The organism is Pseudolysinimonas sp. 10J20-29, assembly GCF_055809595.1.
Window position 1 is genome coordinate 97,032 of sequence record NZ_CM147917.1, and the last position, 14,735, is coordinate 111,766.

General features: G+C 69.0%; 17 protein-coding genes. 7 read left to right on the top strand and 10 right to left on the bottom strand.

Annotated features, from left to right (window positions below; all coding sequences use genetic code 11):
- Positions 1–104 precede the first annotated feature (104 nt).
- From AC0L6Y_RS00500 to AC0L6Y_RS00510, 3 genes are all read left to right on the top strand, one after another.
- Positions 105–617 carry an ArsR/SmtB family transcription factor gene (locus tag AC0L6Y_RS00500; protein WP_294179674.1) on the top strand — a complete coding sequence of 171 codons (513 nt, stop codon included), beginning with the start codon at positions 105–107 and terminating at the stop codon, positions 615–617.
- Between the two features lie 108 nt (positions 618–725).
- Positions 726–920: a helix-turn-helix domain-containing protein gene (locus AC0L6Y_RS00505; protein ID WP_473553576.1), complete on the top strand. Its 195-nt coding sequence runs from the start codon at positions 726–728 to the stop codon at positions 918–920.
- A 106-nt stretch (positions 921–1,026) separates the two neighbouring features.
- A complete protein-coding gene (locus tag AC0L6Y_RS00510; RefSeq protein ID WP_003792170.1) occupies positions 1,027–1,125 on the top strand; it encodes a 30S ribosomal protein bS22 in 99 nt (32 codons plus the stop codon).
- A gap of 141 nt (positions 1,126–1,266) precedes the next feature.
- Here AC0L6Y_RS00510 and AC0L6Y_RS00515 read toward each other — a convergent pair whose 3' ends face one another.
- Positions 1,267–2,043, bottom strand: a complete 777-nt coding sequence (locus tag AC0L6Y_RS00515; protein ID WP_473553578.1) for an HAD family hydrolase — start codon at positions 2,041–2,043, stop codon at positions 1,267–1,269.
- Positions 2,044–2,076: 33 nt separating this feature from the next.
- Between AC0L6Y_RS00515 and AC0L6Y_RS00520 the strand changes: the two genes are divergently transcribed.
- The 4 genes from AC0L6Y_RS00520 to AC0L6Y_RS00535 all read left to right on the top strand — a co-directional run bounded on the left by AC0L6Y_RS00520 (position 2,077) and on the right by AC0L6Y_RS00535 (position 4,417).
- A complete protein-coding gene (locus AC0L6Y_RS00520) occupies positions 2,077–2,331 on the top strand; it encodes a glutaredoxin family protein (protein WP_473553581.1) in 255 nt (84 codons plus the stop codon).
- A complete protein-coding gene (locus AC0L6Y_RS00525) occupies positions 2,328–2,627 on the top strand; it encodes a Dabb family protein (protein ID WP_473553583.1) in 300 nt (99 codons plus the stop codon). The genes AC0L6Y_RS00520 and AC0L6Y_RS00525 overlap by 4 nt, the downstream gene beginning before the upstream one ends.
- An 81-nt stretch (positions 2,628–2,708) precedes the next feature.
- Positions 2,709–2,888 (top strand): YegP family protein, encoded by a 180-nt coding sequence (locus AC0L6Y_RS00530; protein WP_473553585.1) that lies wholly within the window; start codon positions 2,709–2,711, stop codon positions 2,886–2,888.
- A 152-nt stretch (positions 2,889–3,040) separates the two neighbouring features.
- Positions 3,041–4,417 carry a sulfatase-like hydrolase/transferase gene (locus AC0L6Y_RS00535; protein ID WP_473553589.1) on the top strand — a complete coding sequence of 459 codons (1,377 nt, stop codon included), beginning with the start codon at positions 3,041–3,043 and terminating at the stop codon, positions 4,415–4,417.
- 180 nt (positions 4,418–4,597) lie between these two features.
- Here the strand turns inward: AC0L6Y_RS00535 and AC0L6Y_RS00540 are convergent, their stop codons facing one another.
- The 9 genes from AC0L6Y_RS00540 to AC0L6Y_RS00580 form a co-directional block, all read right to left on the bottom strand.
- Complete coding sequence (locus AC0L6Y_RS00540) at positions 4,598–5,431, bottom strand: carbohydrate ABC transporter permease (protein WP_473553592.1); 834 nt, start codon at positions 5,429–5,431, stop codon at positions 4,598–4,600.
- Positions 5,432–5,433: 2 nt separating this feature from the next.
- A complete protein-coding gene (locus AC0L6Y_RS00545; protein WP_473553594.1) occupies positions 5,434–6,348 on the bottom strand; it encodes a carbohydrate ABC transporter permease in 915 nt (304 codons plus the stop codon).
- A gap of 70 nt (positions 6,349–6,418) precedes the next feature.
- Positions 6,419–7,741, bottom strand: coding sequence for an ABC transporter substrate-binding protein (locus AC0L6Y_RS00550; protein WP_473553596.1), 1,323 nt, complete (start codon positions 7,739–7,741; stop codon positions 6,419–6,421).
- Positions 7,742–8,189: 448 nt separating this feature from the next.
- Positions 8,190–9,689: a sulfatase family protein gene (locus AC0L6Y_RS00555; protein ID WP_473553599.1), complete on the bottom strand. Its 1,500-nt coding sequence runs from the start codon at positions 9,687–9,689 to the stop codon at positions 8,190–8,192.
- Between the two features lie 160 nt (positions 9,690–9,849).
- Positions 9,850–10,842 (bottom strand): hydroxyacid dehydrogenase, encoded by a 993-nt coding sequence (locus tag AC0L6Y_RS00560; protein ID WP_473553602.1) that lies wholly within the window; start codon positions 10,840–10,842, stop codon positions 9,850–9,852.
- A complete protein-coding gene (locus AC0L6Y_RS00565; RefSeq protein ID WP_473553605.1) occupies positions 10,839–11,525 on the bottom strand; it encodes a ThuA domain-containing protein in 687 nt (228 codons plus the stop codon). Before AC0L6Y_RS00565 ends, AC0L6Y_RS00560 begins: the two co-directional genes overlap by 4 nt.
- Complete coding sequence (locus tag AC0L6Y_RS00570) at positions 11,522–12,427, bottom strand: carbohydrate ABC transporter permease (RefSeq protein WP_473553607.1); 906 nt, start codon at positions 12,425–12,427, stop codon at positions 11,522–11,524. The genes AC0L6Y_RS00565 and AC0L6Y_RS00570 overlap by 4 nt, the downstream gene beginning before the upstream one ends.
- Complete coding sequence (locus AC0L6Y_RS00575; RefSeq protein ID WP_473553609.1) at positions 12,417–13,370, bottom strand: carbohydrate ABC transporter permease; 954 nt, start codon at positions 13,368–13,370, stop codon at positions 12,417–12,419. Before AC0L6Y_RS00575 ends, AC0L6Y_RS00570 begins: the two co-directional genes overlap by 11 nt.
- Positions 13,371–13,393: 23 nt before the next feature.
- Positions 13,394–14,728: an ABC transporter substrate-binding protein gene (locus tag AC0L6Y_RS00580; RefSeq protein ID WP_473553611.1), complete on the bottom strand. Its 1,335-nt coding sequence runs from the start codon at positions 14,726–14,728 to the stop codon at positions 13,394–13,396.
- Positions 14,729–14,735 lie beyond the last annotated feature (7 nt).

A 14,735-nucleotide genomic window follows, 5' to 3' on the forward strand; every position in this document is an offset into this window, starting at 1 on the left:
CGACCTCGAATCGGGGAACCGACCGGATCCCCGCCGCCCTCTCGCAAGATTCGCGCGCACAGGGGGCCATGGTACTCGGGACGCGAGCGATCTAGTCTTGGGTCATGGCCGACATCTTCACGTGTCTCGCTGACGGGACGCGTCGCCACCTGCTCGAACTGCTGCTTGCGCGCGCCCAGGCGGACGAATACGTGGGGGAGGTGTCCGTCGGTGAACTCGTCGAGGCGCTCGGGCTGAGCCAGCCCACCGTGTCGAAGCATCTCAAGGTGCTGCGCGATCATGGGCTGGTCGCCGTGCGCGAAGAGGGTCAGCATCGCTATTACCGGATCGACCCCGCGCCGCTGGAGGAGCTCGACGGGTGGCTCTCGCCGTTCCTCGCGCGCGACGCCGAGCGGCTGTCGCAGGAGAGCGACGCCTCGGCCCAGTCGACGGTGTTCGCCGCCTGGGCGGGAACCGGCGTCGCCGGCCGCGTCGGTCGCGCGGCCGCCGACACCGCGCACTCCGCGCGCGCGGCCCTGGACGCGGCGCAGGACCGGCTTCACGGGGCGCAGGCGCGACTCGAGCGCGTGCAGCACAAGGTGACCGAGATCCTGCCGTTCCGCGGCTCGAAGGACTGATCAGGGCCTAGACAGGGCCGTCCGGCAGCGCTAGTCTCGCGATGCACTCCTGTCACAGGAGTCACACAGATCACACGAGACACGACCGCGAGTCGGAACGGAGGCGGCATGGCCCAGGACCTGTCCAACGTGCGCTTCCTCACCGTCGCCGAAGTGGCCGAGATGATGCGCGTCTCGAACATGACCGTCTACCGGATGGTCCACGCGGGGGAGCTCCCCGCGGTGCGCTTCGGACGCAGCTACCGCATCCCCGAATCGGCGGTCTCGCACGCGATCGAGCTGCCCGAGTCGAACGTCGGCTGAGCGCTCGTTTCGCTCGATCCAGGGTCTCCGGGTAGACTCTGGAGGTTAGATTTCCGCGGTTCGGTTGAGGACCCGGTGGTCCCGACTCCGAACAAGCGAGGTGAACATGGGTTCCGTCATCAAGAAGCGCCGCAAGCGCATGGCGAAGAAGAAGCACCGCAAGCTGCTGCGCAAGACGCGCCACCAGCGCCGCAACAAGAAGTAAGTCGCTCTGCGGGTTGAGTAGCGCGAAGCGCGTCTCCCGTCCTGCGGGTTGAGTAGCGCGAAGCGCGTATCGAAACCCGGGGATTGAGTGCGCGAAGCGCGTATCGAAATCCACCAAGCGCACCAGAAACGCCCGAGCCGTCTAGGCCGGGCGTTTTTGCTGTGCCGAGCGCTTCACCCGTCGCGCCTCCCGCGCCACCCGCTTCCGTGCCGCACGGATGCTCTTGGCGGTCAGCCGCAGGATCGGCCAGCCGTGCTTGTGCGCGTGGTGGGTGAGGATCGCGTCCGGGTTCACGGCGATCCGGTTGCCGACCAGCTCCAGCAGCGGGATGTCGTTGCGGCTGTCGGAGTAGGCCCAGCAGTCGGCGACATCCGCTCCCGCCTTCGCCGCGAGGGCGCGCGCCGCCGCGGCCTTGCGCTCGGCGTGCAGCACGTGCCCGATGAGCTCCCCGGTGTAGACGCCGTCGACGGTCTTCACCTGGGTGCCGAGCGCGCCGGTGAGCCCCAGCTTGCGGGCGATCAGGTCGCCGACCTCCCACGGCGTCGCCGAGACGAGCCAGACCTCGTGGCCTTTGCGCAGGTGGTCGCGGGCGAGCTCGACCGACTCGGGGTAGAGCCGCGGCTGAATCCGGCGCTCCCAGATGCGCTCGCCGAGTCCGATGATCTGCTCTCGGGTGTGGCCGGCGGCGAGTCCGAGGGCGCGCTCGCGGGCCGAGACGAGGTGCAGGTCGTTCTCGCCGACCGCGATGAAGCGGGCCTGATGCCAGACGAAGCGCCAGATGTCGCGCCAGCGCAGGAGTCCGCTGGCCACGGCTTCGCGGCCGACCTGGAAGATGCTGGTGCCGCGCATGAGCGTGTTGTCGACATCGAAGAACGCGATGATCGGGCGATCGCTCGGGCTGAGGTCGGAGACGGACATCGGCGCAACTCTAGCCGCCGGTAGGGTGGCGACGTGAGTGCACCACGCCTGACTCTGGTCGGAAAGCCCGGCTGTCATCTGTGCGACGACGCACGGGCCGTGGTGCTGCAGGTGCTCGACGAGTTCCCCGGTGTCAGTTTCGATGAGCGATCGATTCTCGACGACGCGGAGCTCTTCGACGCGTACGTCGAAGAAATCCCGGTCGTGCTGATCGACGACCGGGTCCACACCATCTGGCGCGTCGACCCGGAGCGGTTGCGTCGTCGACTCGAGGAGGTCACCGCATGATCCGTCACATCGTCGCCTGGAAGCTCAAGGCCACCGAGCCCGCCGAGAAGGAGGAGGCCGCCCGGCGCCTCGCGGTCGGGCTGCAGGAACTCGTCCCGATCATCCCGGAGATCCAGCACCTGACCGTCGGCGCCGACGTCGGCGTCGTCGACGGCAACTGGGACGTCGCCTTCTGGGTCGACTTCGCCACGCTCGCCGACCTCGACACCTACCAGTCGCACCCCGCGCACGTGGCCTTCGCGGCGCTGCCGCGCGAGCTGACCGCCGATCGGGTCTGCGTCGATCTCGACCTCTAGGCCGCCCGCGGCGCCCTGGTCAGCGCCGTGGCTCCGTGCTTAGGTGGAGGTCTGGGTCACTCGAACGAAGGAGTTCGCACCATGAAGTTCCAGATCGTCAAGGGCAAGAGCGAGAAGCAGCCGTACTTCTGGCGCATCGTCGCCGCCAACGGGCAGACGCTCGCGGTGAGCGAGAACTACGTGCAGAAGGCGTCCGCGAAGAAGGCCGTGGAGTCGGTCATCAGCAACGCGGCCGGCGCGACGGTCGAGGACCTTGCCTAGCGAGGGCGGAGTGCCGCGGATCGGCGCGGCGCTCAAAGGTTGGATGAAACAGTGCCCAATCGGCACGCGGCGGCGCTCCGAGCGTGCACCCGCGGTGAGACATCCGATCTCTGTAGACTGAGGCGAGGTCCGCCGTCGCACTGAGGAGAGTCATGTCGCTCGCTCGCCCGAACATCATCCAGATCGTGGTCGATGACATGGGCAACGGCGATCTCTCGCACTCGAACGGCGGTGCGTCCTCGACACCGGTCCTGGACCAGCTCGCCGCCGACGGGTTCTCGCTCACGCAGCACTACTCCGGCTCGCCGGTCTGCGCGCCAGCCCGTGCGGCGCTGCTGACGGGGCGCTACCCGCACCGCACCGGCGTCATCGACACGATGGAGGCGCGGGGCCTGGACCGCTTGAAGGTCGGCGAGCAGACCATCGCGGACGGCCTCTCCGCGGCCGGCTACGCGACCGGACTCGTCGGCAAGTGGCACACCGGCGCCTTCGATCCGGCCTTCCACCCGAGAAGCCGCGGCTTCGACGAGTTCGTCGGGTTCCAGGGCGGATGGCAGGACTACTGGGACTGGCGCATCGAGAAGGCCGGGGTCCCGATGCGGGCCGATGGTCGCTACCTCACCGAGGTCTTCACCGCCGAGGCGCTCGACTTCGTGGACCGGCACGCGCACGAGCCGTTCTTCCTGCACCTGTCCTACAACGCGCCGCACTTCCCGCTGCAGGCGCCGGAGGAGCTCGTCGAGCGCTTCGAGCAGGGCGGCGCCGTGTCGCGCGGGGTCGCGACGATCTTCGCGATGCTCAAGGTCGTCGACGACGGCATCGGCTCGCTGCTGCAGCTGCTCGAGGACCGCGGGATCGCCGACAACACGCTCATCATGTTCACGAGCGACAACGGGCCCGACTTCTCCGCCGACGGCCCCAGCACCACCCTGCGCGGCAATCTCGGGCTCCGAGGGTCGAAGACGCTCGTCTACGAGGGCGGGATCCGCGTGCCGATGATCGTGCGCTGGGCCGACGGCCTCGCTGCCGCGCCGGTGGCCGACGACCTCGTCCACTTCGTGGACTGGATGCCGACCCTGCTCGAGGTCGCCGGAGCGCGGCACGCCGGTCCGGCGCTCGATGGGCGCAGCATCCTCGGCTCGCTGCGGGGCGAGCGGGCCGAGTCGAACCCCACCCGCTTCTGGCAGTGGACGCGCTACCGGCCCGTCGCCGACTCGAACGCGGCCATGCGCGACGGCGACTGGAAGCTGGTCTGGCCGGGGTGGGGCACCACCCTCGATGTGCTGCAGAGCGATCTCGACACCGACGCCGCGCTCAAGTACGCGGATGCGCCGCCGGAGAAGCTCGACGACTCGCCGACCCCGACGTTCGAGCGGCCGGACGACCTCGCGCCGCTGCTGTTCGATCTCGGTGCGGACCCCGGCGAGACGACGGACCTGGCGGCGGAGCACCCCGACCGCGTTCGGTCGATGACGGCCGCGATCGCGGACTGGTTCGACGACGTCGAGCGCACGCGTCTCACGGTCTGACCGGGCGCCCGCGCACCTGCTGCTGGCCGTGCACCGCGGCGCCCGGCGCGTCCGAGCGCGCCCGTGCGCGCCCGCGCGCCGACACGGCCGCGCAAGGACACGGCCGCGCAAGGACACGGCCGCGCAACGACAATCGGGCCGTGGAAGCTCTCGCTCCCACGGCCCGATTGAGGTCCTGCGCTAGCGGAAGACGCCGCCGAGGGCGATTCCCTTCGTGATGTGCTTGTTGAGGAACAGGTACACCACGACGATCGGGATCGACGCGAGGGCGAGCCCCGCGAAGATCGGGCCGAGCTGTGCGTAGAACATTCCGCGGAAGCCGAGCAGACCGACCGGAACGGTCTGGGAGTCCGCCGACTGCAGCAGCACGATGCCGAGCTGCGCCTCGCCCCACATGAAGACGAGTGCGAGCAGCCCCACGCCGACCATCGGGCCGAGCGACAGCGGCACGACGATCCGGTAGAAGGCGTGGAAGTGGCTCAGCCCGTCAATGGCCGCCGCCTCGGTGAGCTCGGCGGGGAAGTCGACGAAGAAGGCATGCAGCACGAGCACCGAGGTGGGCAGCGAGAGCACGCCGTAGGCGACGCCGACCGCGATCGGGTTGCTGACGATCGTCAGCGCGTCGAAGATCTGGAAGTACGGCACCACCAGCAGGATGATCGGAATGATCGATCCGGCCAGGAACACCCCCAGGAAGATCTGACGCGCGCGCGCCGACAGCAGTGTCGAGAAGTACGCCGCGGGCAGGCCCGCGCCGAGGTTCACGATGAGGCCGGCGATGGCGACGATGAGCGTGTTGAAGAAGTAGGTCGCGAGGCCTTCGCCGCCCGACGGCCCCTCCCACGCGGTCACGAAGTTGTCGAGGATGAAGTCGCCGCCGAAGCCGAGCGGGTAGGCGTAGATGTCACGCTGCGACCGGAAGGCCAGGAGCCCGATGAAGACGAACGGGATGACCGTGATGAACGTCCAGACGACGAGCGGGACCTGGGCGAGTGCGGATTTGATCTTTTTCATGATTAGCCCTGCTTCGACTTGCTGAATCGCATCGCGGCGAATCCGATCAGGATGAGGAACGCCCCCGACAGCACGGCGACCGCGGTGGCGGTGCCGTAGTCGCCGCTGACGAACGCTTCGCGGTAGACGAGCACGGGGAGAGTGGCGGTCGCCGATCCGGGACCGCCCTTCGTCATGCCCCACACGAGCGTGAAGTTGTTGAAGGCCCAGATGAGCTGGAGGATCGAGACGACCACGAGCACCGGGCGGATGAGCGGCAGCGTCATCGAGAAGAACTGGCGGATGCGCCCCGCGCCATCGATCTTCGAGGCCTCGTAGACGGAGGTCGGAACGGCCTCCATGGCGCCGAGGATCAGCAGGAAGGCGAAGCCGACGCCGACCCAGATGTCGACGATGATGATCGGCATGAGCGCCGTGGCGGCGTCGGCGAGGAGCGCCGAGCGGTCATCGAGGCCGAACAGGGCCAGGACCGCGTTGAACGTTCCGACGCCGGGCTGGAAGGCGGTGTTCCAGTACACCGCGACCGCGGCCGAGGGGGCGACGGCGGGAACGAACCAGATGACGCGGTAGAACTTGGAGCCGCGGACGCCCTGGCTGACGGCGGCCGCGAGCAGGGTCGCGATCCCGACGCGGCCGAGCGCCGAGAAGAAGGCGAAGGTGATGGTGATCCACAGGGATTCGTAGATCTGCGTTCCGGCGAGCAGGTCGGCGTAGTTGTCGAAGCCGTCGAAGGTGATCTCGCCGATGCCTCCCCAGTCGGAGAAGCTCATCCGCACCGCCTGCACGGTCGGGACCACATAGAACATCGCCATCAGCGCCAGCGCGGGCGCCAGCATGCCCCAGATGAGGAGCGTCTTGCGGCGTCGGGCGCGCGTGGCCGGCGTGATGGGTCGCCGCGAGATAGCGGAGTCGGTCATGATGCACTCAATCTCTTGGGGATGCGGGGGCCGGCGCCAGCGCGCGCGACCCCCGCATCACTGCCGTGGGTTACTCGGAGCGGATGTCGAGCAGTCGCTGCTGCTGGTTCTCAGCGATCTCCTGCGCGGTCAGCTGGCCGGCGAGCATCGAGGCGACCTCGGTGCCGATCGGCTCCTGGGCGAAGAAGCCCGGGGTGGCCGCGGTCCATCCGATGGGAGCACCGTTCGCGTTGGCGTCGGCAACCATCTCGCGCACGACCTCGGGCACGCCCGGCAGGTCGTCGATGTCGAGGGTGCTGACCGAGGGGAGCGCGAAGCCGGAGTTCGAGACCGCGTCCGCCTGCATGGCGTCGGAGACCCAGAACTCGAGGAACTTCTTGGCTTCCTCCGGGTGCGCGGCGCCGGCCGGAATCGACAGGGCCTCACCGAGGTAGGTCATGAGCTGCGAGTCGCCCTGGTCGCCCGCCGGGGCGAGGAACCATCCGTACTCGAAGCCGGCACCGTTGGTGTCGACCGCGCCCGCGGTGAAGTTGCCGCCCAGCAGCATGCCGGCGCGACCCTGGAAGAACAGCGCCTGTGCGGCGTCGTAGTCCTGACCGAGGTAGCCGTCCTGGTACACGCCTGCGTCGGCCCAGGTCTGGAGGCGCTCGATCGTGTTCACGAACGCGTCGTCGGTGTAGTCGGCCGTGACCTCGACCTCAGGGCTGTACGACGTGAGGTAGTTCTCCATCTCCTCGGGGGTCGAGTAGCTCTGGAGCAGGCCTGCGACCTGCCAGCCCCACTGGAACGGCGAGGAGCCGCCGACCGCGAGCGGGTCGTAGCCCGCGTCACGCAGCGCGTCCGACATGGCGAAGAACTCGGCGTCGCTCGCGACGCGGTGGTTGTCCGGAACGTCGATGCCGACCTCGTCGAAGATGTCCTGGTTGTAGAACACCATGTTGAAGTAGATGCCGGCGATGCCCACGAGGTACGGGGTGCCGTCGTACTGCAGGGCGGTCACCGTCTCCGGGCCATAGCGGTTGTAGAGGTCTGCGCTCTCCCACACGTCGGTCAGGTCGAGCAGCTCGCCGTTGGCGACCGTCTCGTAGTAGACGGGCGAGTTGCCCGAGACCAGCGCGATGTCCGGCGGGTTGTTGCCCGCGATGATCTGCGTGTTGGTCGACGAACGGGTGTCGTTGTCGATCGTGGAGAGCTCGACCTCGATTCCCGGGTTGGCCTCTTCGAAGGCGGGAACCAGAACGCTCATCATGGCGTCCCAGTTCGCCTGCTGCTGGACGACGATCGTGACCGTGTCGCCGTCGGACTCGCTGCCGGCGGTGCAGCCGGTGAGGGCGAGGCCGGCGGCGGTGACGCCGGCGAGCACCGCAGTGGCGCGGCGTGTGAACCGCGGCATCGTTGCTGTCGATTTCATGGGGGTGTGTCCCTTTCGTGTGATTCGGACAGGCGGTCGGCTATGACCGCCGGGGTCGCTTCTCAGCGACGAATGCGGGTCGGCGACGCGGGCCGGTGGGCGGCGTCGAGCGACGGGGTGGGGTGCGAGAAGGGGTGGCCGACGCGAGACCGGGTCGGACGTGGTTCTCGCAGGGGCATTGAACTTCCTTGTTCGGGGGTGAGCGCTGTCTTGATGATAGACATCGGATGTTTGCGCGTCAACACTGACGGTAAAGGCGTAAATTCCTCGACTAGTCCGCGTTGATTGGCCGTGAACATTGGATGTAAGCGCATTCCGCTGGCGCCGCGCGAGAACTCACACGGAACCCGACTCGGCGCCGGGGCGTCGGGGGGGGGGCGTCGGAGCGTCGGGTCGTCGCGGGGTGCGGGGCGGCGCGGGGTGCGGGGCGTCAGGCGCCCGAGGGGACGGCCTCCGCGGCGAATCCGGTGTCGGCCCCCGCGGTCGCCGCGCTGACGGCGGCGTGGGCGCGCGCGACCAGATCGGGACGCGCATCCCACAGGTTGGTCGTCTCCGCCGGGTCGGCATCGAGGTCGTAGATCTGGCCGAGGGGCTGATCCGCCGAGTACTTCTCGCCGCCCGGCGTCGAGAAGCCGCCGCCCGATTCGGTGGTGAAGACGACCTTGAAGTTCTCCAGGCGCACGGCGAACGCGGCGCGCATGCTGTGGTGCACGACGGGGAGCGTGCGCGGCGTCGGGCCGGACTCCTTCAGCCGACCGAGCAGGTCGACGGCGTCTTCGGCGGCGCCGGGCGACGGCTCCACGCCGGCGGCCGCGAGCGCCGTCGGGTAGAGGTCGGTGAGGCAGGTCAGGTCGTCGCGCACGGCGCCGGCGGGAAGCCCGTTCGGCCAGCGGATGAGCAGCGGCTCGCGGTGGCCGCCGTCCCAGATGTCGCCCTTCTGCCCGCGGAACGGACCGTTCGGGCGGTGCACCTCGGTGTCGCCGTCCTCGGGGAAGATCATCGGGGCGCCGTTGTCGCTGGTGACGATCACCATCGTGTCGTCGCGGATGCCGAGCTCCTCGAGCGTGCGGTCCAGCTCGCCCACGATCCAGTCGACGAGGCACACCGAGTCCCCGCGCAGGCCCGCATCGGACATGCCGTGGAAGCGCTCCGGCGGCACGCACGGGCGGTGCGGCGCGGCCGTGGCGAGGTAGAGGAAGAAGGGCTGGTCCTGCTCGGCCTGGGCGCGCATCCACTCGGTCGCCTCGTGCGTGAAGCGCTCGTCGACCTCGTCGTCCTTCCAGCCCTCGACCTGCAGGCCGCGCAGCTGGGACGTGGCGTAGCTCTCCTTCGGGCGATCCGGGATCCCGAGCGTCTTGTCGTCGACCAGGTAGCAGTACGGGGGCATGTTGAGCGAACCCGCGATGCCGAAGAAGGTGTCGAAGCCGAGTTCGCACGGGCCGCCCGTGAAGCCGGCCGCGTAGTCGATGTTGTCGTGGAGGTACTGCTCGGGCTTGTCGGTGAAGTCGGTGTCGGCGTCCGGCCCGAACGCCGAGACGACGGTGCCGTCGGTGCGGGTCCAGCCGAGGCCCAGGTGCCACTTGCCGATCGCGGCGGTCGCGTAGCCGGCGTCGCGCAGCTCGGAGGCGATCGTGGGACGGTCGGGCTCGATGATCGCGGGGCCGTGTCCGTGCAGCACGTGCTCCTTGAGCGGACTGCGCCAGGCGTAGCGGCCGGTGACGATCGAGTAGCGGCTCGGCGTGCAGACCGCGGAGGAGGAGTGCGCGTCGGTGAGGCGGACTCCGTCGCGCGCCAGGGCATCCATGTGGGGGGTCGGGATCGCCGAGGCCCCATAGCAGCCGAGGTCGCCCCAGCCCATGTCGTCGGCCAGGACGATGACGATGTTGGGTCGTCGCTCGGACGGCTTCGGTGACACGATCGTGTTGGGCACGCGCAGATCCTCCTTGATGGTGTGCTCTCGCGGTCTCCGAGACCAGCGCGATGCCAAAACATTGGATGTATCGACGTGCTGCTCGGGCAGATAACGCGGAACGGCGAGCGTTTTCGAGCATACCCGACGCTAATGGTTGGATGTGTGTGGGCCCGGCTCGTTACCGGTGCAGCTCCCACGGAGTCGCGAACGGCTCGCCCCGCAGCGCTCTCGCGGCCTCCGCCGCGACGTGGTCGCCGATTCGGCGCAGCTCGGTGCCCATCGATCCCGCGACGTGCGGGGTCAGCAGGACGTTCGGGCACTCCCACAGCGGCGACGCCGCCGGCAGCGGCTCCCACGGGTCGGTCACATCGAGAATGGCGTCGATGCGCCCCGAGACGAGCTCGCGCTCGAGTGCCTCGTGGTCGACGACGCCGCCGCGCGCCGTGTTGAGCAGCGTCGCGCCGGGCTTCATGCGTGCCAGTTCGGCCGCGCCGATCATGCCGGTCGTCTCGGGCGTGAGCGGGGCGTGCAGCGAGACGACGTCGCTCATCGCGAGCAGCTCGTCGAGACTCACCCGTTCGACCCCGAGCTCGGCGGCGCGCGCATCGTCCAGGTGCGGGTCGGAGACCACGAGCCGGAGGTCGAAGGGCCGAAGCAGCTCGATCACGCGCCGTCCGATGCGGGACGCGCCGACGAGGCCGACGACCTGGCCGAAGTTGCCCGCCTCGGGGAATTCCGCTTCGCGGTCGATGAAGGCGCGCGTCTCGCGGTAGCGCCGCGTCGCGGCGAAGACCTGCTTGCAGGCGAGCAGGATCATCGCGAGCGAGTACTCGGCGACGGGCACGGCGTTGACATCGCCCGCGGCGGAGGCGACGAAGCCCGGCGGCGCGGGGTTCGGTGCGACGCCGTCGGCGCCGCCGCCCGCGTGCACGATGGCGCGCAGGCGAGGCAGCGCGTCCAACGAGGCGGCGCTCACCTGCGGCGCACCCCAGCCGGTCAGCAGCACCTCGACGTCGCGCAGCGATTCCCGGGCGGCCGGGTCGTCGAGGTCGGTGACGACCGGGAGCACGAGCTCGCCCGGGACGGTCGCGAGCGCCTCGAAGCCCGGGCCGAAGAGTCGATGCGCGAGCAGCTCGGAGCCGATCAGGATGCCGTAGCGGGGCGTGGTCACGAGTCGATCCTCGCGGTGTCGTTCGAGAGCAGCCACGCGACGAGGTTGCGCAGCAGGCGGCGGTGGGTGTCGCTGTCGTAGCTTCGCACGTCGTGGCCGAGGGCGTCGTAGGCGACGCGTGCGCCGGAGGTCTCGAGCACCCAGGCCACGGGATGCTCGACCCCGGCGTGCACCTGGGTGGCGAGGACCTCGACGCCCGGGTCGACGCGCAGGAAGCTGTAGCGCTCATCCTCGACGAGGAAGTCGCCGACGCCGGCGAGGCACGGGTGGGCGCCGACGATCGTGATCTCGGCGGTGCCGAAGTCGGGGTGCATCAACGTGCCGCGAACCCAGCGACCGCCGAGCACGCCCTCCCACTCCGGCAGCTCCGGCATCAGATTGGCGGCGGCGTGGATGCCGAGGACGGCGGCGCCGCGCGCGCGGTGCGAGCGGACGGCCGCCATCAGCTCGGCGTCGCGCTCGTGCGGCACACCGCCGGTTCCGGCGTTCATGAGGATCAGGCCGACCGGACCGGCGGCGGCGAACTCGGCGACCGAGTCCACGACGGCGACCTCGCACCCGGCCTCGGCGAGAAGCGAGGCGAGGCGCTCTGAGGTCTCTCGGAACGGGTGCCAGGGGTCGGCGTATTCGCCCCCGCCCGTGAAGATGAGCGCGCGGGCGGGGCCGGCGTTCGGGAGGGTCATCCCTTGAGGCCGGAGTTGGCGAGCCCCTGCACGAAGTAGCGCTGTCCGACGATGAAGAGCAGGATCATCGGGATCGTCGCGAGCGTCGCGCCGGCCATCAGGTAGCTCCACTGCACGTTGAGCGGGTCCTGCGCGAAGATCGCCAGGCCGACCTGCAGCGGGCGGAGGTCTTGCGATCTCGTCGCGATCAGCGGCCAGATGAAGCTGTTCCACGCGGCCTCGACCTGGAACACCGTGATCGTCACGAGGGCTGGACGGATGAGCGGGAGCATGATGCGGGCGAAGATCCCGAACTCGCTCACGCCGTCGATGCGCGCGGCCTCGGCGAGCTCGTCCGGCAGCGAGGTGAAGAACTGGCGCGACAGGAAGATGTAGAGCGGCGCCATCGCGTGCGGGATGATCAGACCCCACCAGGTGTCGAGCCAGCCGCTGCCGCCCTGGCCGAAGATGTCGTTGCCGCCGAAGAGCGGGATCTGCTTGACCACGAGGAACAGGGGCACGAGCACGACCTGGAAGGGCACCATCAGCAGCAGGATGACGTAGCCGAACACGTACTTCTTGCCGAAGATCGGCAGCTTGGCGAGCGCGTAGCCCGCCGCCGTGGCGAACACGAGCGTGAGCGTCGTCTGGCCGATCACGAGGAACAGGCTGTTGCGGAAGTACTGCAGGAACGGGGCGGCGCCCATCGCCTCGACGTAGTTCTCCCAGTGCAGCTCGGTCGGGAACCACGAGAACGTGGTGACCTCGGCGGGCGACTTGAGCGAGGTCAGCACCATCCAGAGGAACGGCAGCACCATCGCGAAGGCGGCGACCGTCAGCACGATGTAGAGCAGCGCGCGACGGACGAGCGCGCCGACGTCGCGACGCCCGGTCCGGGCGGAGATCATGGCCTCACTTGTCATCAGCTTTGGTCCTTTGCAGACGGAGCCCGGCGGCGATGAAGATGCCGATCAGGATGAACATGGCCACCGATTCGGCGGCGGCGTAGCCGAAGTCGAGTCGGGAGAACGCGTTCTCGTAGATGTCGTACACGAGCACGCGCGTCGCGTTGGCGGGGCCGCCCTGGGTCGTGACGTAGACCAGGTCGAAGATCTGGAACGACGCGATGATCGAGGTGATGAACACGAAGAAGTGGGCGGGGCCGAGCGAGGGCCAGGTGACGTGCCAGAAGACCTGCCACTTGTTGGCGCCGTCCAGGCGGGCCGCCTCCACGAGCACGGGGTCGACGCCCTGGAGTGCCGCGAGGTAGATGACCATCTTGGCGCCGAGTCCCTGCCAGATGGCGATCATGGCGAGGGTCGGCAGCGCGGTGTCGGGCGAGTCGAGCCAGCGCGACGGCGGGAGGCCGAAGAGGCCGAAGATCGCGTTCGCCAGGCCGACGTTGGGGTTCAGGATCCAGAGCCAGACCGTGGCGACCGAGACGGTCGCCGTGACCACCGGGATGTAGAAGAGCACGCGGAAGATGCTGCGGCCGCGGATGTTGACGTTGAGGGCGACGGCGAGGATGAGCGCGAGGGCCATCGCGAACGGCACCACCATCACGGTGAAGATCGTGGTGTTGACGACCGAGACCTGGAAGCTCTTGTCGCCGATCAGCTCGGCGTAGTTCTCGACGCCGATGAACTTCGGCGGGGCGAAGAGCCCGTAGTCGGTGAAGCTCAGCGCGATCGCGAGGAGCAGCGGAAGTCCGAGGAAGACGGAGATGTTGATCAGGGCCGGGGCGATCATGATCAGGCCCGCTCGGCGCTGCGCCCGGATCATGCCGTTCGCGCGGCGGCGAACGGGCGGTCGCCCGGGAGCGTCCGGGGATGCGGCTGCGACCTGCTGGTCAACGCTCGACGTCATTGTGAAGCCTCCAGTGTGGGGGTTTACCCAGGAACCGTATCCGAGGCCGGGCCGGTTCGGCGCCGGCCCCGGATACGCAAGGGGTGACCTACTCCGACTCGGAAGCCAGGAAGTCGAGCACGTTCTGCGCCGAGTCCTGACCGAGCAGCGCCAGGTCGAGCTGCGTGTTGAACTCGTTGCGGAGGTCGAGCCAGTTGGCCGCACCGCCTTCGAAGACCACGTACTCGAGGTTGGCGTAGGCGAACTGGCTCGCCGGGTTGCTCAGCACGACCTCGGCGTTCTCCGAGCCGGATGCGGCCGGAACACCGAAGTTGAGCGAGGCGATGACGGCCTGCGACTCGGGCGAGGCGAGCGCCTCGATGAACGCCCACGCGGCGTCGGGCAGGTCGGTGCCCGCCCCGATCGAACGCGACCTGTCCGCCCGAGAACATGACCTCGCGCTCGTCGGCCAGGTTGAAGAACACGAGGTCGTCGCAGACCTCCTGCGTCACGGCCTCACAGTCGATGTACCCGCCGACGAAGCCCATCGCGGCCTCCCCGGTGTACAGCAGCGGTGCGCCCGAGGCCGAGACCTGGCCGTAGTTGATGACGCCGCGGTCGTTGATCATCTCGTCGATCCAGTCGAGGGCGGCGACACCCTCGGAGCCGTCGAAGCCGGGAGCGCCGTCTTCGTAGAGGTCGCGGCCGAGCGCGCCGAGCACCGAGACGTAGGTGTGACGGTAGTTGCTCGCGGGGGCCCAGAAGTCGAAGCCCACACGGGTGATGTTGCCGCTCGAGTCGCGCTCGGTGAGCTGCTCAGCCACGTCGGCGAGCTCGGTGAGCGTCGTCGGCGGCGAGTCGGGGTCGAGCCCCGCGGCTTCGAACGCCGAGCGGCTGAGCGCCGCCGGCTTCGGGCCCATGATGAGCGGGTACGCGTACACCGCGCTGTCGTAGGTGACGGCGGGAACGATCGCGGGATTGGCGTCCGCGGCCAGCGACTCGGCCGTGACGCCGTACTCGGCGAGGTCGAGGAACGCGCCCTGCGAGGCGAACGGCGGAACCCAGCCGACACCGGTGACGAGGATGTCGTAGGGCTGTCCGCCGGCGATCGAGGTCGAGATCTTCTCGTTGAGGTTGCCGAAGGTGGCGAAGTCGGGCTCGACCTCGACTCCCGGGTAGACCTCCTGGAAGGCGGCGACGACCTCATCGAACGCCGCCGTGCCCTCGTTGCTGGCCGGGAAGCTGGGAATGAGGACGCGGAGCGTGCCGGTGACGTCGGCGGGATCGGCCGCCGGCGCCGTGTCAGCGGAGCAGGCGGTGAGGGCGAGAGCGAGGGCGCCTACTGCGGCGACACCACTCAGCTTGGTGCGATTCTTCACGAAGACC